Annotated in this window: 18 protein-coding genes and 1 tRNA gene; 9 read left to right on the plus strand and 10 right to left on the minus strand. The window is 45.8% G+C overall.

The annotated features are described in order from the left end of the window. Positions 1 to 73: 73 nt before the first annotated feature. From H6F63_RS03305 to H6F63_RS03315, 3 genes are read right to left on the minus strand one after another with little or no spacing between them, the layout of a single operon-like run. The gene (locus H6F63_RS03305) at positions 74 to 961 is read right to left on the minus strand and encodes an SAM-dependent methyltransferase (RefSeq protein ID WP_190634850.1); all 888 of its coding nucleotides are present in this window, start codon (positions 959 to 961) and stop codon (positions 74 to 76) included. Positions 962 to 1,015: 54 nt separating this feature from the next. Next, on the minus strand, positions 1,016 to 1,762 hold the full coding sequence (gene rsmG, locus H6F63_RS03310; RefSeq protein ID WP_190634852.1) for a 16S rRNA (guanine(527)-N(7))-methyltransferase RsmG: 747 nt from the start codon (positions 1,760 to 1,762) through the stop codon (positions 1,016 to 1,018). Positions 1,763 to 1,792: 30 nt separating this feature from the next. Beyond that, positions 1,793 to 2,464, minus strand: coding sequence for an energy-coupling factor ABC transporter ATP-binding protein (locus H6F63_RS03315; protein ID WP_190634895.1), 672 nt, complete (start codon positions 2,462 to 2,464; stop codon positions 1,793 to 1,795). Between the two features lie 358 nt (positions 2,465 to 2,822). Here H6F63_RS03315 and H6F63_RS03320 point away from each other — a divergent pair, with 358 nt between their 5' ends. Genes H6F63_RS03320 through H6F63_RS03330 form a run of 3 tightly spaced genes read left to right on the plus strand, consistent with a single transcriptional unit; the run spans position 2,823 to position 4,751 of the window. Beyond that, positions 2,823 to 3,815 (plus strand): Sll0314/Alr1548 family TPR repeat-containing protein, encoded by a 993-nt coding sequence (locus H6F63_RS03320; protein WP_199297608.1) that lies wholly within the window; start codon positions 2,823 to 2,825, stop codon positions 3,813 to 3,815. 13 nt (positions 3,816 to 3,828) lie between these two features. Continuing rightward, complete coding sequence (locus H6F63_RS03325) at positions 3,829 to 4,284, plus strand: DUF3531 family protein (protein ID WP_190634858.1); 456 nt, start codon at positions 3,829 to 3,831, stop codon at positions 4,282 to 4,284. Between the two features lie 8 nt (positions 4,285 to 4,292). Beyond that, positions 4,293 to 4,751 carry an NUDIX hydrolase gene (locus H6F63_RS03330; RefSeq protein WP_190634859.1) on the plus strand — a complete coding sequence of 153 codons (459 nt, stop codon included), beginning with the start codon at positions 4,293 to 4,295 and terminating at the stop codon, positions 4,749 to 4,751. Positions 4,752 to 4,965: 214 nt separating this feature from the next. Here the strand turns inward: H6F63_RS03330 and H6F63_RS03335 are convergent, their stop codons facing one another. Beyond that, complete coding sequence (locus H6F63_RS03335; protein WP_190420886.1) at positions 4,966 to 5,958, minus strand: ribose-phosphate pyrophosphokinase; 993 nt, start codon at positions 5,956 to 5,958, stop codon at positions 4,966 to 4,968. A 597-nt stretch (positions 5,959 to 6,555) separates the two neighbouring features. Between H6F63_RS03335 and H6F63_RS30365 the strand changes: the two genes are divergently transcribed. From H6F63_RS30365 to H6F63_RS03360, 5 genes are all read left to right on the plus strand, one after another. Then, complete coding sequence (locus H6F63_RS30365; RefSeq protein WP_190634861.1) at positions 6,556 to 8,559, plus strand: serine/threonine-protein kinase; 2,004 nt, start codon at positions 6,556 to 6,558, stop codon at positions 8,557 to 8,559. Positions 8,560 to 8,651: 92 nt separating this feature from the next. Then, positions 8,652 to 9,338: a dethiobiotin synthase gene (gene bioD / locus H6F63_RS03345; RefSeq protein ID WP_190634863.1), complete on the plus strand. Its 687-nt coding sequence runs from the start codon at positions 8,652 to 8,654 to the stop codon at positions 9,336 to 9,338. A gap of 122 nt (positions 9,339 to 9,460) precedes the next feature. Beyond that, positions 9,461 to 10,681, plus strand: a complete 1,221-nt coding sequence (locus H6F63_RS03350) for a M20 family metallopeptidase (RefSeq protein WP_190634865.1) — start codon at positions 9,461 to 9,463, stop codon at positions 10,679 to 10,681. 137 nt (positions 10,682 to 10,818) lie between these two features. Next, positions 10,819 to 11,373: a TRAP transporter small permease subunit gene (locus H6F63_RS03355; protein ID WP_190634867.1), complete on the plus strand. Its 555-nt coding sequence runs from the start codon at positions 10,819 to 10,821 to the stop codon at positions 11,371 to 11,373. Next, positions 11,357 to 12,694, plus strand: a complete 1,338-nt coding sequence (locus H6F63_RS03360) for a TRAP transporter large permease subunit (RefSeq protein WP_190634869.1) — start codon at positions 11,357 to 11,359, stop codon at positions 12,692 to 12,694. Before H6F63_RS03355 ends, H6F63_RS03360 begins: the two co-directional genes overlap by 17 nt. Positions 12,695 to 12,713: 19 nt before the next feature. Here H6F63_RS03360 and H6F63_RS03365 read toward each other — a convergent pair whose 3' ends face one another. The 5 genes from H6F63_RS03365 to H6F63_RS03385 form a co-directional block, all read right to left on the minus strand. Then, positions 12,714 to 13,817 (minus strand): TRAP transporter substrate-binding protein, encoded by a 1,104-nt coding sequence (locus tag H6F63_RS03365; protein ID WP_190634871.1) that lies wholly within the window; start codon positions 13,815 to 13,817, stop codon positions 12,714 to 12,716. A gap of 302 nt (positions 13,818 to 14,119) precedes the next feature. Then, complete coding sequence (locus tag H6F63_RS03370) at positions 14,120 to 14,320, minus strand: hypothetical protein (protein WP_190634873.1); 201 nt, start codon at positions 14,318 to 14,320, stop codon at positions 14,120 to 14,122. A 14-nt stretch (positions 14,321 to 14,334) separates the two neighbouring features. Further along, entirely contained in the window at positions 14,335 to 15,099 is a 765-nt protein-coding gene (locus tag H6F63_RS03375; protein ID WP_190634875.1) for a methyltransferase domain-containing protein, read from the minus strand. A gap of 93 nt (positions 15,100 to 15,192) precedes the next feature. Further along, positions 15,193 to 15,375 (minus strand): hypothetical protein, encoded by a 183-nt coding sequence (locus H6F63_RS03380; RefSeq protein WP_190634877.1) that lies wholly within the window; start codon positions 15,373 to 15,375, stop codon positions 15,193 to 15,195. A gap of 185 nt (positions 15,376 to 15,560) precedes the next feature. Then, positions 15,561 to 16,163, minus strand: a complete 603-nt coding sequence (locus tag H6F63_RS03385) for a glutathione binding-like protein (RefSeq protein WP_190634879.1) — start codon at positions 16,161 to 16,163, stop codon at positions 15,561 to 15,563. A gap of 227 nt (positions 16,164 to 16,390) precedes the next feature. Here H6F63_RS03385 and selD point away from each other — a divergent pair, with 227 nt between their 5' ends. Further along, positions 16,391 to 18,637, plus strand: a complete 2,247-nt coding sequence (gene selD / locus H6F63_RS03390) for a selenide, water dikinase SelD (RefSeq protein WP_190634881.1) — start codon at positions 16,391 to 16,393, stop codon at positions 18,635 to 18,637. A 6-nt stretch (positions 18,638 to 18,643) separates the two neighbouring features. Here selD and H6F63_RS03395 read toward each other — a convergent pair. Next, positions 18,644 to 18,730, minus strand: a tRNA-Ser gene (locus tag H6F63_RS03395). Positions 18,731 to 19,161: the final 431 nt, after the last annotated feature.

The following is a 19,161-nucleotide window of genomic DNA, read 5'->3' on the forward strand; positions in this document are numbered from 1 at the left end:
CCCAGTCTCTGACTGGGAATGCTGATTTTGTTAGCGAAGCGGCGCGTAAGCGCAGTGCCTCATATTTGCTGTCTTACGAGGAAGGTTGAGCGTAGGAACGAGGAAGTCTAGCAGTCACTACATACCACATATTATTTGGTAACGTCCGCTTGTGGAGAAACTTCGCTTCCAGGTCATCTTGCTGCAAAATTTGAATGTCAGATAAGCCTTTTTCTCTCAACCATGCTTCCATCTCATTGCTATACATACCAAATAGATATGGCTCACCGATTTCACTGAGTGTATCAATGCTGGAAGCTATACCTGGAACTAAATCGTTTTTGAAAGTCATTAGTGGTGAACAACAGTCAAAGACGAAAACTGAACCTGGTGCCATTTGCGCTTTGATGAAGTCGAGGAAATTGGAAACACTCTCTTTGGGCAAATAGTAGCTAACTCCTTGCCAGATATAAGCAGTAGGAATTGTTTTGTCAAAACCATACTGAAAAATACTGCTGAGATTGTCTTGATTGAAATCTAGAGGAATGTGTGACAACCCTTGAGGAATATTGCCTAATCTTTCAATCAAGTATCTCTTTTTATCATCAATTGTCTGCGGCAAATCGACTTCAAAGGTGGCAATAGAATTCTCTCTCACACAAGGAAGGCGGAAAAATCTCGTGTCGTAACCTGCTCCTAGAAGGATAAGCTGTTTACATCCTGACGCGATCGCATCTTCAATCGCTTCATCACCATGCTTCTCTCTGAGAATCGTGTACCAGTAAGCAATCTGCTGGAATTTTTCCGCATCATCTTTTGCAGAATCAACATTCAGAGGATTCTCTTGAAGAGAGCGTACTACCGATTCATCAAAAAACCAGCCGACGTACTCATCCTTCAAAATCGCTTCGCTGTGAAACTGATGAGCCAGCTTTAGCATGGCAGTTCCCTTATTGGTTGACTTGCCCCACTCAATGCTCATAAACTTCTCCTGTTTTCTCGTTACCAGGCCCAGCATGGTAATAAGGATAATTATTTAGAGTGGCTTTTGGGCAGGTACGCCCACAGGACGGGGGAATTCTCTCGGTGTAGGTGCCACTTTCCGGAGGTAGAGACAGTGGCGAATGCTTCCACTACAAGGAGTAGTAAATTCCTCGATGGATTCAAGAATGCCGCCTAAGTTTTCTAAGGCTGGTTGTAGGGCATCGTTTTCCTCAGTTGTCCACTGTCCGCGATAGAGGATGGCTAATCCGCCGCGTTTCAGCAATGGTAGCGCATACTCGGCACAGACAGAAGGCTCAGCTACTGCCCTGATTAGAGCGAGGTTGTAAGCATTTCGGTCAGAAGGATATTGACCAATTTCTTCAGCTCTACCAGTAATTGTATTGACATTTGCCAGACCCAGCTCTGAGGTCGCATTTTCCAGAAAGGCGATTTTTTTGCGGGTGGCATCGAGTAAGCTGACAGTGTAATTAGGGAAAGCGATCGCTATTGGAATTCCCGGAAATCCTGCCCCAGTTCCAATATCGATTGCTTTGCCAGATGAACCAGCTATTTTTTCAGATTTCTGGCTAAAAATTCCCCGCAGAGAATCCCACAAGTGTTTTTCCCAGAACTCCTCCGGTGAGGTAATCCTGGTTAAGTTCAGTTGACGGTTCCCTGCCAAAATCAACTCATAAAGGTGCTGAAATAGCTTTTGCTGTTCACTATTAGGTTGCCAACCCAGTGTTTGCTGCCATACATCAGCCATCTCAGGCAGCATTAGCATTTCGATATCGCTCATTTTTTTATGGTCATTAGTTATTGATGCTGACTAATGACTAATGACTGCTTCAATTTTAGATCCTAGCGTCGCGGGGTCTACCGATTGTAATTCTCCACGATCGATTGTCCAGCATTGGTCTGCGATCGCTAATAAGTCACTTGCATCGTGAGTGACCACCAACAACGTCCAATGAGTTTTTAGTTTACCTAATAACTTCACCAGCTGAAGCCGCATTGACCAATCTAGCCCAGCTGTTGGTTCATCCAACAAAAGTAAATGTGGTTGGCGAATCAGCTGTACTGCTAGAGCAAGGCGGCGCTGCTGACCCCCACTCAAAGAATGGGGTGACGTAGAAAGCGACAAATGATCTAAACTTACTTCACAAAGAGCTGCCTTGACTTTTTCAGCCCCCAACTCTGGATGACCCAGCCGCAGTTCCTCTAAAATCGTACCACCGCAGAAATGCCGCTCCGGAAACTGAAACACTAATCCTGCTAGCTGTTGCAGGTGTTCGGGAGTGAGTTCCTGGTCTCGCCAAAAAACACCGCCATCGGTTTTTTCTGCCAGACCTGCCAAAATTTCCAAAAATGTGCTTTTGCCAGATCCACTTGGCCCAATCACAAGACCAAGACCATTTGGCGCTAGTTCTAAATTAATGGAATTCAGGATAGCAGTTGGGGTAGCGGGGGGGTGATAAGTCAGGTTTTTGAGATAGAGCATCAATTCTGGGAGTAGAAAAGAAAAAATTGCCAAACTTGTAAGGGCATCATCCTAAGCGAATTAGCCTGCTTTAATTTTTACTTAAAATAAGTGGGAATCAAAAAACTGCATCTAGAAACCTGTTTTTCGGACAACGGATTGCCACTGACAAACAAACTAACCGAATTTTTCTGGAACCTGAAATTATTAATAGCGTCAAACTGTTGGATCGCTCTTTTTGTTAAGGGGTGACTAATTATACACTGGTTGTCTCAGAATGTTCAGCCCTCACAGCAGCGTATCTTACGGTGTTGTTAGATAGCATTGAAAATTAGAGACAGCATTCACTCAAGCTAATGGTTTAGTGAGGATGACGATCATGGCTCGGTTTTCTGTACAATTGCGGGTTGTTGGCGCGATCGCTAGTGCTTCCTTGACTGCACTCAGTTTATTCCCTACCCCTACTCTAGCTGGCGATCCCTTCCGTTCCAGCAACTCAGGGCAGATTGGAAACCAGACTGAAGCTGCTTTCAAGGCTATCTTTGAGACGGGGAACTATCCACAAGCAAAGCTTTACCTACAACAAGCGGAATCTAGTGAACCTAATGAACCGCTCGTCTACGCAATGCAGGCATCTTTAGCTTACACTGAGCAGGACTGGAAGAGCGTTAACACTTACGCTGAGAAAACTCTGAAAACGGCTGAACAGCTAACTACGACAAATCCTTTGCGTGGCAATTTATACACAGCAGTTGGGCATTTTTTACAGGGTGCATATAACCTTAGTCTTGTCAATAACGATCCCATCAAAGGCGGTTCCCAAGCTTTGAATAAGTTGCAGGAGGTATTCACATATCTGGATAAGGCGGAGAAAGTAGGTTCTGACGACGCAGAACTCAACTTACTCAAGGGGTATATGGATTTGATGATGGCTGTCAATTTACCATTTTCTAATCCCAAGCAAGCGATTGAACGCTTAGAAAAAGCAGGCCCCTCTTATTTGGCTTATCGTGGGATTGCAGTTGGACACCGGGATTTGAAAGACTACGACAAGGCGCTGGAATATGTAAATCGCGCTCTGGCAGTAACGCCCAGCAATCCAGAGGTACACTATTTAAAAGCTCAAATCTTAGTCGCGAAAGGCAAGAAACAAAAAGACCAATCTCTTTTCAATGAAGCTAAGAAGGATTTCAACGCCGCTTTAGCAAAACCTGATCAACTTCCCAAAACCCTTGTAGCACAAATGTTCTATGAGCAGTGCAAAAACCAAAAAAGCGTTGATAGTAAAGAACGGGATTGCGATGGGATGCGAGATAAAATTAGGGATGCAAGTGGTAGTTGGGGGCCTGCAAAAATGCCACAACTAGAATAGATAGTTTAAAACAATGCACGTAATTTTTCGCGAGTATAATCCTTTTGACCTGTGGATTTGGCTGGAGTTCAGCATCACTCCTTCTCAAATGGAAAAGCAGTACGTTGAAGAAGTGTTTAACTCCTGGTTTTTCTTGGGAAAACTGGGAGGTTTTAATGCTGAAAATATCCAGGTTCAGGATACTGGTTTGGATATCAGCTATATGGATTATGACACTGACGCGGCTGACAATAGTATGGTTTCGCTCATGCACAATATGGGCGAATTTGAGTATGAGGGGAATTGGGCGAGATGTTGGTTCGATCTGGGAACGAGTGATGCGATCGCGCTTGATATCGTGATTAACGCACTCAAACAGTTAAGCAACGAATACGTAACTCTGGAACGCCTGTACATTGGCGGCGAAAACGAGGATTGGCCTATTAAAGGTAGCGAGAGTCGGTCTGCTTTTATTTACGACGAGAATTAGGACAAACGATGCACAAAGAAGGTCAGATTCGGCTGCTGGTACTGGGTTTAATTCGAGATGGCGAGAAGCCGCATGGGGGATACGCCAAAGGCGATCGCATCTTTATATCTGAAGGCTATGACCCAGTTAAGCAGGAAACCTTTTATCGCGCTTTAGGCGGCGGCGTTGACTTTGGAGAAACCAGTGAGATAGCCTTGAAACGCGAATTTCAAGAAGAAATTCAGGCAGAATTAACTAACATTCGTTATCTGGGCTGTCTGGAAAATATCTTTGTGTTCAACGGCAAGCCTGGTCACGAAATTATTCAATTGTATGAATGCGATTTTGCCGATCCCAAGTTTTATCAGATGGAACAAATTCCTTTTGCTGAAGGCGATAGGAAAAAAACAGCACTTTGGGTAGATATTAACCGCTTTAAATCGGGAGAATTACGGTTAGTACCAGAGCAGTTTTTTGATTACTTGTAAAAATGCAAGGGCAACTAAAGAATGTTCCCCGATCTAGTTCCCAGGCTCAGCCTGGGAACTAACTTTTGAAAACACCCCTTTCGATGAAATTATCAGGCTCCGGCACCATAAGGGCATTCCCAAGCGGAGCCTGGAAGACAAGGCGGACTCCCTAAAATAAAGCCTGAGTCGGCAGGCTTTATTTATGCGCCAGACCAAAGTCTGAGCGCCTTTTTTAGCGGAACATACTGCTGACAGAACTATCTTCGTGAATCCGCCAGATAGTTTCACCTATCACATTGGCTACTGAAAGTACCGTCAACTGTTGAAAGCGATCGCGCTCAGGAACCGGGATGGTATTTGTGACAATCACTTCCTCAAATACACCACTCGAAAGGCGATCAATTGCTGGAGGCGAAAAAACTGCATGGGTAGCACAAGCATATACCTGACGCGCTCCCTCTTGTCGTAATAACCTAGCGCCTTCAGAGATGGTGCCGCCAGTATCGATCATGTCGTCTACCAAGACGGCTGTTTTACCCTCGACATCACCGATCAGATTCATCACTTCCGCCACGTTATGCGCCTGCCGACGCTTATCAATAATTGCCAGCGGCGCATCGTTTAGCTTTTTGGCAAATGCTCTAGCTCTAGCCACACCACCAACATCGGGTGAAACTACAACCAGATCGGATAGTTGCTTATTTGCCAGGTAATCTATCAGTACAGGTGAGCCGTAAACATGGTCAAATGGAATATCAAAATAGCCCTGAATTTGGGCTGAATGTAAATCCATTGCCAGAATGCGGCTGGCTCCAGCCTCAGTAATCAGGTTCGCAACCAGCTTGGCGGTAATTGACTCGCGCCCCGCTGTTTTGCGGTCTGCCCTAGCATAGCCATAGTAAGGAATTACTGCGGTTATTTGCCGCGCTGATGCTCTACGACAAGCATCAACCATAATCAGCAACTCCATCAAGTGATCGTTCACTGGTTGGCAAGTTGGCTGAATTAGGTAAACATCACATCCCCGAATCGATTCCTGAATTTGAATGTAAAGCTCTCCATCAGCAAACCGCTTGCGAACCATTGGTCCCAAGTCCATGCCAAGATAGCGAGCAACTTCCTGAGATAGTGGCACATTAGCAGAGCCGGAAAACAGTCGCAGACGGTTGTTGTCCGCAATCGGTGGCAGTGTAGGCTGAAGCGTTAAAGTTGGAGAACGGAGCACAGCAGACCCTCAAGAGCTACTTCAATCGCAATCTTATCATTCTCACTCAAAATCGCTCTATGATTTCTTTGTAAATAAGGTATAAATGTGTGAATCAATCGTCACACAATATCTAAAAAGTTAATCTGTAAACAAAAAAAATTAACTTGCTATTGTTATGTTTGAGGTCTATCTGGTCAATTAAGCTGGAAATGGCACAGCATTTACATAGAATAGCCTACAAGCAAAAAGCAGCAAGTAGATTGTAAAATTGTAGAGTCTACGTATTTATGCTGATATTGGACTGAAATTTGATTTCATTTACTTCAGTCTAACTAAGCTAAAGTTTATTGGCAAAGACGCTTTGGATTTAACAAGTTGAACAACACGAGCGTCGGTGAGTGCGCCTTACGCGATCGCTACCTATGGCTGTGAGAGTAGCGTCTGACAAAAAAGCGTAAGCGGCAGCATTTGGCACAATAGATCGTAGGGCTTAGTCTCGAATTCAGCTTGATATTATAACTAACAATGGTGAGATTGGTAAGTTGTTAATATTATTTTCCCAGCCCCCAATCCCCTATCCCCACTTTCTTCCTCCCCAGTCCCCAGTCACTGTTTATGCAACCACCAATTCCCATTGGAACAATTCTGCAAAACCGCTACCGCTTGATCGGCGTTCTCGGTCAGGGGGGGTTTGGCCGAACTTATCTAGCAGAAGACCAAGGGCGCTTTAATGAAAGCTGCGCCCTCAAGGAGTTGATTCCGCCCTCGGATTCGACTAACCTGCTGGATAAGGCAAGGGAACTGTTTCAACGGGAGGCAACAACTCTCTATCAAATTCAGCACCCCCAGATTCCCCAGTTCCGGGCTACTTTTGAGCAAGACCAGCGCTTGTTCTTGGTGCAGGACTATGTAGAGGGGAAGACTTATCGCACACTGTTGGATGAGCGTCGCACTCAGGGTAGCGCCTTCTCGGAGGCGGAAGTATTGCAATTTTTGCGGAATTTGTTGCCAGTCTTGGCGCACATTCACAAATTCGGCATTATTCACCGGGATATTGCGCCGGACAATATTATTTTGCGAGAAAGCGATCGCCTGCCCGTTCTCATCGATTTTGGCGTGGTGAAGGAACTGGCAACCCGGTTTCACTCACCGAATGTAACAATGCCAATAGCGACAACGGTGGGTAAGTTGGGTTACGCCCCCAGCGAACAAATGCAGTCAGGGCGTGCTTATCCCTCAAGTGACCTCTACGCTTTAGCGGTGACTTGTATAGTGCTGCTAACTGGCAAAGAACCACGAGAATTATTTGATGATGTCCAGCTGGTTTGGAATTGGCGCAAGTGGGTCAATGTCAGCGATGGGTTGGCACAAGTGCTGGATCGGATGTTGAGTTATCGACCAGGCGATCGCTACCAAGGTGCCGGAGAAGTCATGCAATCACTGCAAGCTTTGACTAATCCTACCTTTGCGCCTCCGCCCCAGCCTTATTACATCTCCCCACCCCCCGTCAATCCTCCCCAACCTAGCCAACCAGTCCCGGTAACTCCCCCACCACCAGCCCCAACTCCACAGCCTCCAAAGCCGACTACCTCGCAGATAAACACAGTAGCTGTCGGACGGCGGCCAGATCCGGTCAATCCCACCGCCAACACGCCAAATCGGCCAGATCCCAATCCCAACGTCGGTCGTCCAAATCGACCCGATCCAGTAATTCCGGAAGTAAGCGATCGCCCGACTTTTTTACAAGACCCGTGGGCGATTGGTTTCCTTACACTTTGTCTGGCTTTACTAGCTGGTTTCGGATCTTGGGCGCTAGTTAGTGCTTTCAATCGGCAACAGCCGCAACCAACACCAACCCCCGTATTCACTGATACCCCAGCACCGACACTTAGCCCGACACCCACGCCTACGCCAACACCCAATCCCACCCCCACGCCCAATCAGGAACCTGTTACTTATAGTCAGCGCTTAGAAATATCGACCGGCCAAACCATTACCAAACAAGGAAATCTCAAAGGGAACGAAACGCTTAATTACACCATTTCTGGCGAACAAGGACAACAGCTAGATACCTTCCTGAGTGGCGAAGGCGTTTTAATGACGGTGTTGGGGCCAGACCAAACGCCTCTCAATGAGCGTGCCAAGCGGGTTCTGGGCTGGAGAGGAACTCTCCCCTATACAGGTAACTACAGTATTGCCCTGAGTCCCATTAAAGGGCTGCAAGCGAGCGAATACAACTTGCAGATTAGCCTGAGCAACCCAACATCGACACCGACACCAACACCAACACCAACACCGACAGAAACTCCTACTGGTGGCGAATTTGACGTTGAGCCGATTAGCTTCCCACCAGGCGAGCAAGCAGTGCAGGTTTCAGCTAGAACCAGTCCGCAAAGGATTAAGCGTTATTTGGTGAATGTTCGGCGTGGGCAGAGACTAAAGGTGGATATTCAGCCTGGAGGGGCAACTTTGGATCTTCGCTTTCCTAGCGGTCGCCTCGTGCCAGACGCTTCTGGCGTTTTGGCTTGGGAATTTGAGGCACCTCGTAGCGGTGAGTATCAAATTGATGTGATAGCCTCCCAAGATACTGCTTTTACTTTGGATATTGCTGTGCGGTAATAGGGACTGGGGACTGGTGACTACGGACTAAGTAAGACTTTTTCCCAATCCCCCAATTCCCAATTCCCAATCCCAACTAACTGAAAACTACTTTGAACACACTACTAATTACTGGAACCGATACGGACGCTGGGAAAACAGTTTTGACAACGGCTTTGGCGGCTTATTGGCAGACGTATTATTCTGCTAAAAGTTTAGGGATAATGAAGCCGATTCAGTCGGGAACTGGAGATAGGGAACTTTACAATCAGCTATTTTCCCTGAATCAATCTCTGGATGAAATTAACTCTCTGTATTTCCAAGCACCTCTAGCACCTCCCATAGCAGCCGAGCGAGAAGGAAAGAATATTGATTTGGGCAAAGCTTGGCAAGCGTTTCAAAATCTACAGCGATCGCGTGATTTTTTGCTGGTGGAAGCGCTGGGGGGATTGGGTTCGCCTGTGACGTATGAACTCACTGTGGCAGATTTGGCGCGGGATTGGGGTTTACCAACGGTTTTGGTAGTACCTGTAAGATTGGGCGCGATCGCGCAAGCTGTCGCTAATGTCGCCCTTGCTCGTCAGTCTGGTGTCAAACTTAAAGGCATTGTCCTCAATTGCACTCAACCTCGTTCAGACCAAGAAATTGCCGATTTGACACCAGTAGACTTGATTCAGTCTTTAACCAATACACCAGTTTTTGGCATCATCCCCCATTTAGCTGACGCGACCGATCTAGCCAAACTGACACAAGTTGCGTCACAGTTAGATATAGAGAGGATTTTAGATTTTAAATTTTAGATTTTGTATTTTCAGTTGTTGGTTGCTTTTGATAGTCCAAAATCCAAAATTTACTAATCCGAAATCATTGGAGCTTCAGAAACTCCTTCGCCCCCGCAAAATCCAAAATTCAAAATCCACTCATGGTTTCCACTTCTTTAAGCCCGCTTCCTGTTGATATATCTCGCATTCGTCGGGAAATTCAAGAATTACAGCCAACTATCGTAGAATTGCGGCGGCGACTGCATCAAAAACCTGAATTAGGCTTTAGAGAACATCTCACAGCTGAGTTAATTTCCCAAAAATTACAAGAATGGGGAATTGAGCATCAAACTGGCATTGCCCAAACTGGAATTGTTGCCACAATTCATGGGGATAAACCAGGTAAAGTGCTGGCGATTCGGGCAGATATGGACGCGCTGCCAATTCAGGAACAGAACGATGTGCCTTATCGGTCGCAGCATGATGGAGTGATGCACGCTTGCGGTCATGATGGACATACTGCGATCGCGCTTTCGGTTGCCTTCTATCTCTCCCAGCATCGCCAAGACTTCACAGGCACCGTAAAGATTATCTTCCAACCCGCTGAGGAAGGTCCGGGAGGTGCCAAGCCAATGATTGAAGCTGGAGTCTTGCAAAATCCGCAGGTTGATGCTATAGTAGGGCTTCATTTGTGGAACAACCTGCCACTGGGTACAGTCGGCGTTCGCAACGGTGCCTTGATGGCAGCAACAGAAAGCTTTCGCTGCACAATTCAGGGTAAAGGCGGACACGGAGCCATTCCACAACAAACAGTAGATTCAATTTTAGTCGCCGCTCATATTGTTACTGCCTTGCAAACGATTGTGGCGCGTAATGTTTCGCCGCTAGAGTCAGCAGTCGTTACCGTTGGCGAAATTCATGCAGGCACAGCAGTCAACGTAATTGCTGATACCGCCTATCTCAGCGGAACTGTAAGATATTTTAATCCTGCATTAGGAGAATTAATTCCCCAGCGACTTGAGCAGGTTATTGCCGGAATTTGCCAAAGTCACGGAGCTACATATAAATTAGACTACCAGCGACATTACCCAGCCGTGATTAATGATGCAAAAATAGCGGAATTAGTCCGTTCTGTGGCAGAAGGTGTAATAGAAACCCCTTTAGGAATTGTGCCAGAATGCCAAACAATGGGCGGCGAAGATATGTCCTTTTTCCTTCAGGCTGTACCTGGTTGCTATTTCTTTTTGGGTTCAGCGAATCCAGACAAAGATTTAGCATATCCGCACCATCATCCGCGATTTAACTTTGATGAAACAGCCTTGGGGATGGGTGTAGAAATATTTGTTCGTTTTGTCGAGAAATTCTGCGCTTTGAAAAGTTAAACAAAAGTATAAACTTTTTACTTCATAAGTTGAAAAACGCAAAGTTTCTAAAACTTTGCGTACTTTTGCGTTTAAAAACCCTTGAGGTGAAATGAAGCCTATGAGATGATTTCTCATGTAGTTGGGGAGAAAACGCATTGCAGCAGCTGTTACGGATATCTAGAATCATCGACGCTGTGAATGAACGCATCGGACGCTTAACCTACTGGCTAGTGCTGCTGATGGTACTGGTGGGAGTGTGGAACGTCGCTGGGCGCTACATTGGGCGATTGATTGGGCGAAACCTGACTTCTAACGCCTTTCTAGAAACCCAATGGTATATATTTGACCTAGTTTTCTTATTAGGAGCAGCCTACGCCCTAAAACACAACGAACACGTCCGCGTAGATATTTTTTATAGTCGCTGGAATCGTAAGTGGAAAGCACTGGCTGACCTGTTCGGGACGTTATTCTTTCTAATTCCCTTTTGTCTAATGGTGATTTATTTCTCCTGGGATACGATTCTTAATTCTTGGAAGATTTGGGAAAATTCCCCAGACCCAGGCGGTTTACCGCGTTATCCGATTAAATCCATGATTATCATCAGCTTCGGGCTGCTGATTCTCCAAGGCATTTCCGAGGCAATTAAAAATTATGCAATTTTCACTGGCCAGTTAGCGCCCCAGGAGGAACACCATGACCCTGGATTATGAGTGGTTAGGCCCAGTGATGTTTGGTGCAGCCTTAGTTTTGCTATCGCTTGGCTACCCCGTGGCATTTTCTCTGGGGGGTGTGGCAATTTTCTTTACCTTGTTGGGAGTAGGGCTGGGCGTTTTTGACCCAGTTTTCTTGACGGCGATGCCGCAGCGGATTTTCGGCATTATGGCGAATTACACGCTGCTGGCGATTCCTTACTTCATCTTCATGGGGTCAATGCTGGAGAAATCGGGCATTGCCGAGCAATTACTCGAAACGATGGGGATTTTGTTCGGGCGGCTGCGCGGTGGGATCGCTTTGGCTGTAGTTCTGGTGGGGGCGCTATTAGCGGCGACTACTGGCGTGGTGGCGGCAACTGTGGTGGCGATGGGCCTGATTTCCCTACCAGTGATGCTGCGCTACGGCTACAACAAAGAACTCGCTACTGGCGTGATTGTTGCTTCTGGTACTTTAGGGCAGATTATTCCCCCCAGCGTGGTGCTGGTGGTACTGGGAGATCAGTTGGGTGTGTCGGTGGGCGACTTGTTTATTGGTTCGGTGATTCCGGGTTTAATGATGGCGGGTGCCTTTGCCTTACACGTAGTAATTGTGGCGTTTCTCAAGCCAGAGGTAGCACCAGCATTGCCGCTTTCAGTGCGGGATATCGGTGGTAAGGCGCTGGGGTTGCGGGTGCTGAAGGCTATGGTGCTACCGTTGGTGTTGATTTTGTTGGTATTGGGTAGCATCTTTTTTGGAATTGCCACACCGACGGAAGCGGGTGCCGTTGGGTGCTTGGGAGCGATCGCGCTGGCTGCTGCAAACCGAAGGCTAAGTGTGGCGGCATTGCAGGGGGTTTGCGATGCCACGCTGCGAATTACCAGCATGGTAATTTTCATCTTGTTTGGTTCGACGGCGTTTAGTTTGGTGTTCCGGGGATTAAATGGCGATCGCTTTATGTTCGACGTTCTCTCTAACCTCCCCGGTGGCAAAACTGGCTTTTTAGTCGTTAGTATGCTGGTGGTATTTGCACTCGGCTTCTTTATCGACTTTTTTGAAATCGCCTTTATCGTCATCCCTTTATTTGTCCCCGTGGCTCAGCAATTGGGAATTGACCTCGTTTGGTATGGCGTTGTTTTAGGAGCGAACCTACAAACATCTTTTCTCACACCTCCCTTTGGTTTTGCCCTGTTTTATCTGCGCGGTGTCGCACCGCCGGAAGTTACCACAACCGATATCTACCGGGGTGCTGTGCCATTTATCCTGCTTCAGTTGCTAGTTCTGGTGTTGATTATTGCTTTCCCAGGCATTGTTAGTTTCCTACCTTCTCTCAAGCTTTAAGGCTAGTATTGCCTCGCCTTTACTGCGGATAAGTAAAATTTGCATAGCTCAATTCATTGACTTGATTCCACTTATAAACCTGCTCTCTAAATGCCTTCCACTGTTCATAAACTTGTTTAAATGTGGCATTTTTTGCAGCATTTTGCTCGTAAAGATCAAACGATGCTTTCTGGGCTGCTTGCATAATTTCTTTGCTGTAGGGTGTTAGCTTAGTGCCAGCTGCAACTAACCTTCTTAATGCCTGCCCATTTAAGGCATCATATTGAGCCAGCATATTCAGGTTTGCCTCCATAGTTGCAGTCTTCAAGACTTGCTGATAGTCTTTCGGCAATCTCTCCCACTGAGACTTGTTAACTTGCATCTCTAACGTCGCCCCTGGTTCCCACCAGCCGGGGTAGTAGTAGAACTGTGCAGCTTTATTTAAGCCCAGCTTTTCGTCATCGTAAGGGCCAACCCACTCTGCTGCATCAATTGCTCCCCGGTCGAGGGCTAGATATACTTCGCCTCCAGGTAGCACCTGGACATTCACACCTAAGCGGTTCATCACCTCACCGCCTAATCCAGGGATACGCATCTTCAAGCCGTTCAGGTCAGCAACTGACTGGATTTCTCGCTTAAACCAGCCTCCCATCTGGGTACCAGTGTTGCCCGCGGGAAAGTTGATGACATTAAAATCTGCGTAGAGCTTGTGCATTGCATCCAGTCCGCCGCCATGATATAGCCATGAGTTCTGCTGTTGGGCATTAAGGCCAAAAGGCACGGTTGTCCCAAAGCCAAGGGCGGGATTTTTTCCCACATAGTAATAGCTGGCGGTGTGACCGCATTCCACAGTCCCAGTTTGCACAGCGTCTAGAACCTGTAGCCCAGGCACAATTTCACCGGCTGCAAAGGGTGTAATCGTAAAACGTCCATTGGTCATTTCGCTGACGCGCTTGCAAACGGTATCTGCTCCTCCAAAGATGGTGTCAAGCGATTTAGGCCAGCTAGTCGCCATCCTCCACCGAATCCTTGGCTGGGTGTTGGACTGAACACCTGGCCCTGTGGCTGTCCGGCTACAGGCAGCAAGCGCCGCCGCACTGGTGGCACCGATAGCAGTGCTGCTAACAAATTGTCTTCGTTTCATAAGTTTTGCTTAAAGAGCCAGGAAACCCGTTGTTGGGAAATTTTGTATTTTAGAACACATAAGAGTTTCCTTGTTGTTAATATTTTTTACGATGGCACTGTTGTGATTAAAATCTCCGCTTTAGGAAATTATTTTTATATAACTTTTTGTTTAAAATATAGCGTTTTTCAGTGGGGTAGAATACATCGCAGTGCTAACGTTTAGTCCACGTTGGTAGGGACATGACATTGCCATGTTCTTACAGATGTATCGCACCTAACCCTTGAATTACTATACAAGAACAGCGGGAAATATTGCCTTCTTTAGCCTATGAGGATTTCTAGGGAAATTACATCATAGATAAATGCGATCGAGCTTTTTAAATTAACTTTAGCAAAATTTACTTCCTTGCCTTTCCCATAACTATAAAGTACCCATCGAACCTTTAAATTACAACACAAGTATTCTACAGGAATTTGCTCAATATCGATGAGAACATATTCCTCTAAACCTTCTATACGCAAAGGAATAAATCCTCTTATTTTTTCTGCTTTTTAAATACCAAAATATGTTGCTGAGGTAAAATACTTTTAGTTTCCAACCATTCTAAACCCACCGCCGACATTTCTTTTATTACTTGCTTCTGAGTCATTTTGTGCAGCCCTTTGATTAGAACAAAAGGATTTTCACCTCTATATTCCACTAAAACCACTCGTCCATCCGGTTGAAGCGCTTTGACTATTCCCAGCATCATTTCTCTAGGATAAGCAAACTCGTGGTAAGCATCCACCATTAGAGCTAAATTAACACTATTGTCTGGAAGGTTTGGGTTGCTTTCTTTGCCTAAAACTGGCTCAACATTAGAAATGTTATTCTCTTTTTTCAAAAAGTTAATAATATCTAACATTTCCGGTAGAACATCCACCGTCAGCACTTTTCCCTCTGGAACCATCGCCGCAATCTGAAAGCTTAAATAACCAGTTCCTGCGCCGATATCTGCTACAACATCAGTTGGTTTTAAAGCCAGAGAAGTTATTATTTTGCTAGGTTTTTCCTCTGCTTCTCTACTAGGCCTTTCCAGCCACATAGCGCCCGTGTGTCCCATCACTTTTGCTATTTCTCGACCCATGTAAAATTTGCCGATACCTTCGGAACTGTGAACTATTCGATGTTGATAAACAGAGATTTCGGAGGAGGGTCTAGGGAATGCGATCGCTGGCTTCACTATCACTAAGCTGATGATGAAACCAGCGATCGCGGCTAGACGTAACTTTCGGAGTATAATTTTAATTTTGCCAGTCATTTGTTACGATAAGCTGCTAAAAGAAGAGTAGTGCTAAATTTTGTGTAAGCGCGATCGCTAAACGGAAAACGTCCTAGCCATATTTCTGCTGATTTAGGCTTCCTTATTACCAATATTTTCCTCTTGTTCCCGCGACTGAAACTGGGTTTCAGCTAGTCCAATTATTGTAAGTGTATCGATTCTTTCTTCAAATTTCGCCGTTGGTGCTACAAGTTCCTCAGCTGGTCGCTGTACAATCATAGCTATAATTTTTTCTACTCTCGGATTCACTTTCATAATGAGTATTCCTTGCAAAACCCGCCTTTGCTAGTTTCAAATTTATTATGTAGAGACGCGAAATTTCACGTCTCTACAGTCGGCATAGGTGGTGTTTGTTCGTACAGTCCCACCATTTAAGTGAGGGATACAGAAATGGAATGCTGCCGATAATTCCTTTGTTTGGGTTTTTAACTTCTCATTCCTTATGGCACTTTCATTCCACGTTGCACAGCCGGACGTTGCTGAATTGTCTCAAACCAACGTTTGAGATTTGGATGATTATCTAGTGTTAAACCTTGAAATTCATAAATGGCGACCCAAGGAAATGTCGCAATATCCGCAATCGAGTAGTCATCGCAGATAAATTCACGTTCAGAGAGTTGTTTATCTAAAACCCCGTAAAGCCTCAAGGTTTCTTTTTCATATCGTTCAATTGCGTAAGGAATCTTTTCTGGGGCAAACTTTTTAAAGTGGTTCAATTGACCAAACATCGGCCCCACGCTTGCCATCTGAAACATTAGCCATTCCAGCACTTGAAAGCGACCTTTGGGTTCAGTGGGCAGAAATTTGCCAGTTTTCTCTGCTAGATAAATCAGGATGGCACCAGACTCAAAAATTGTCATGTCCGTGTCTCGGTCAATAATAGCGGGAATCTTGCTATTGGGATTAATTGCTACAAATTCTGGAGTAAATTGCTCATTTTTGGTTATATCAATCTTGTGGACGTTGTAAGGAAGCTCAACTTCCTCCAACATGACAGAAGCCTTGCGCCCATTCGGTGTGGCGAAGGTGTAAAGGTCAATCATGATTTTACTCCTGAGAATTGCCGTTTACCGAGGGTAGTGTAGCTTGAATTGCCTAGAAGCGATCGCTTCCACACGGAAGCATCCCATTGTTACAAATATTAGTCTGCGAAGGCAGGCTTTGTTTGTTTAATCGCGACTTTATTCATCGGACATTTTTACTTCCACACACTCCCCCGTAGAAGCAACTACCATAATTTCAGCCCCCAAAGTTCAAAACAAGCTTTTAGATGCAGGTAACATCTCCCATTTTCAAAGACTTAGTGCTAGTCGGTGGCGGACATAGCCATGCCATTGCACTGAAAATGTTTGCCATGAAACCGTTACCGGGAGTACGCCTGACGCTAATTTCAGAGGTATCACACACTCCTTATTCTGGAATGCTTCCCGGTCATGTGGCAGGCATCTATGATTATGATGAAAGTCATATTGACTTGCGCCGCCTTGCCCAATTTGCCCAAGCGCAGGTGTATATTGACCGGGTAATTGGTCTAGACCTGGACAATAATAAAGTGATTTGTCCTAACCGTCCAGATGTTGCCTTTGACTTGTTATCAATCAATATTGGCAGCACTCCAGCAATAATATCTGTTCCGGGAGCCGCTGAATACGCTATTCCAGCTAAACCAGTACCAAAGTTTTTGAGTGCATGGAATCAGCTGCTTACGGATGTTGCGGCAAATCCCGAAAAATCTATAAAAATTGCTATTGTTGGTGGAGGCGCTGGAGGTGTGGAACTGGCACTAGCAATGCACTCTCGCCTAGATAAATTTTCTAAACAAAACCCAGAAATTCATCTATTCCATAGCTGTTCCTACCTTTTACCGAACTATAACCAGTGGGTGGGTCATCGTGTCCAAAAAATTCTCACCCAGCGGGAAATTCAATTGCATTTGTCGGAAAAGGTCTGCCAGGTTGAACCACACAAGGTTATCTGCGAATCGAATCTTGTGATAGAGTGCGATCGCATCTTTTGGGTGACACAAGCATCTGCACCCACTTGGCTACAAGCATCTGGACTAGCTACTGATACCAAAGGCTTTATTGGTGTAGGGGACACATTACAATCAGTGTCTCATCCCCAAGTATTTGCTGCTGGTGATATTGCGGCGATGGTTAATCATCCCCGTCCGAAGGCGGGAGTATTTGCAGTGCGTCAGGGGAAGCCACTATTTAACAACCTGCGGCGGACATTACTAGGGAAACCACTCAAACCGTACAAGCCGCAGAAACAATATCTTAGTTTAATTGGTACAGGGGATAAGAGCGCGATCGCTTCCTGGGGAAATTTCGGCTGCCAATCTCCCCTACTATGGCACTGGAAAGACCGCATCGACCGCCAATTTATGGCACGTTTCCACAACTTGCCAGAAATGTCAGCCGTAACCCAATCCAAAATCCCCAATCCAAAATATAAAATCCCCAATCCCCCAATGCGTTGTGCGGGTTGCGGTTCTAAAATCGGCAGTACCACACTAGAAAGAGTCTTGCATCGTATCAAATTAGAACAACCTGAATCCGCTAATAGAGAAGATATTCTAATTGGGCTTGATGCACCAGATGATGCCGCCGTAGTCCGTGTCCCAGCGGATCAGGTGATGGTTCATACCTTAGACTATTTCCGCAGCTTAATTAATGATCCGTTTATCTTTGCTCAAATTAGCGCCAATCATTGCTTAAGCGATATTTTTGCAATGGGTGCTACTCCCCAGAGTGCATTAGCAATTGTCACCATTCCCTACGCCTGGGAAAAAAAGCAGGAGGAAACCCTTTATCAACTATTATCAGGTGCCGCTAAAGTGTTGTATCAATCCCAGACACCTCTCGTAGGCGGACACACAACCGAAGGTGCAGAACTTGTCTTTGGGTTATCCTGTAACGGCTTAGCCTATCCTAATCAGCTGCTGCGAAAAGGCGGTATGAAGCCAGGTCAGGTGCTAATTTTAACCAAACCACTAGGAACTGGTACTCTATTTGCCGCTGATATGCGCCTGAAGGCAAAAGGACGCTGGATTGATGGTGCTGTTGCGTCAATGTTGCTATCAAATCAAGCAGCAGCCAAGTGTTTATTGAAATATGGAACTACTGCCTGTACCGATGTTACAGGCTTTGGACTGTTGGGGCATTTGCTGGAAATGATCCAAGCATCTCAGGTAGCGGTGGAGTTAGATTTAGAAGCCATTCCAGTTCTAGAAGGTGCTTTAGAAACGCTGCAAATGGGAATTTTCAGTTCTCTGCATCCGCAGAATTTACGGGCATCCCGCCAAATTAGCAATTTATCACAAGTGCGCGATCGCTTTAACTACCCTCTCCTGTTTGATCCCCAAACCTCCGGCGGACTCTTAGCTGCTATCCCAGATGAACGCGCTGGTGCTTGTGTCGCCTCACTCAAAACCTTGGGATATACCCACAGCCGGATAATTGGTCGCGTCACCCTACCGAATCAAGGCATTAAGCCCATCTCAGTAATTGTCTAAATTCAACGGAGAGGAGAGGATTTGAACCTCCGGTGACGTTGCCGCCACAACTGATTTCGAGTCAGTCGCATTCAACCACTCTGCCACCTCTCCAAGAGCTATAGCTATTAACCCTTAGTTAATTAGTCAGCTTTACCAGTATATCCCACATTGTGCCAATCTCTTCTGCCCAACGGAGAAATTCCAATAAAGCATCACGCCATCACTGGAGGTAATAGCCAGTTCATGCTAATTTATCATCTCGGCGCAAAAGCTCAAAGCTGATTGCCCTATTCTTAGTGGGAGCCGTTTCCCAGCCTGTACTAAATGTTTCTCTGCCAGAGCAAGCGCTTGCTCAAGCTCCACCCACTGCATCAAGTAAGCTGTTACGCAGCTTGATTGTATAATATAAAATTAAGTACTAAGTTATTTTTAGCCACATATGCCAGCCAAAAACCATCTTTCTCAAGAACAAAAGGAACGGCTACTAAAGACTTTAAAAGAGCATGAGAATCCTTATGTAAGAGAGAAGGTGCTTATACTAT

The organism is Trichocoleus sp. FACHB-40, from assembly GCF_014695915.1.
Lineage (GTDB): Bacteria > Cyanobacteriota > Cyanobacteriia > Cyanobacteriales > FACHB-T130 > Funiculus > Funiculus sociatus.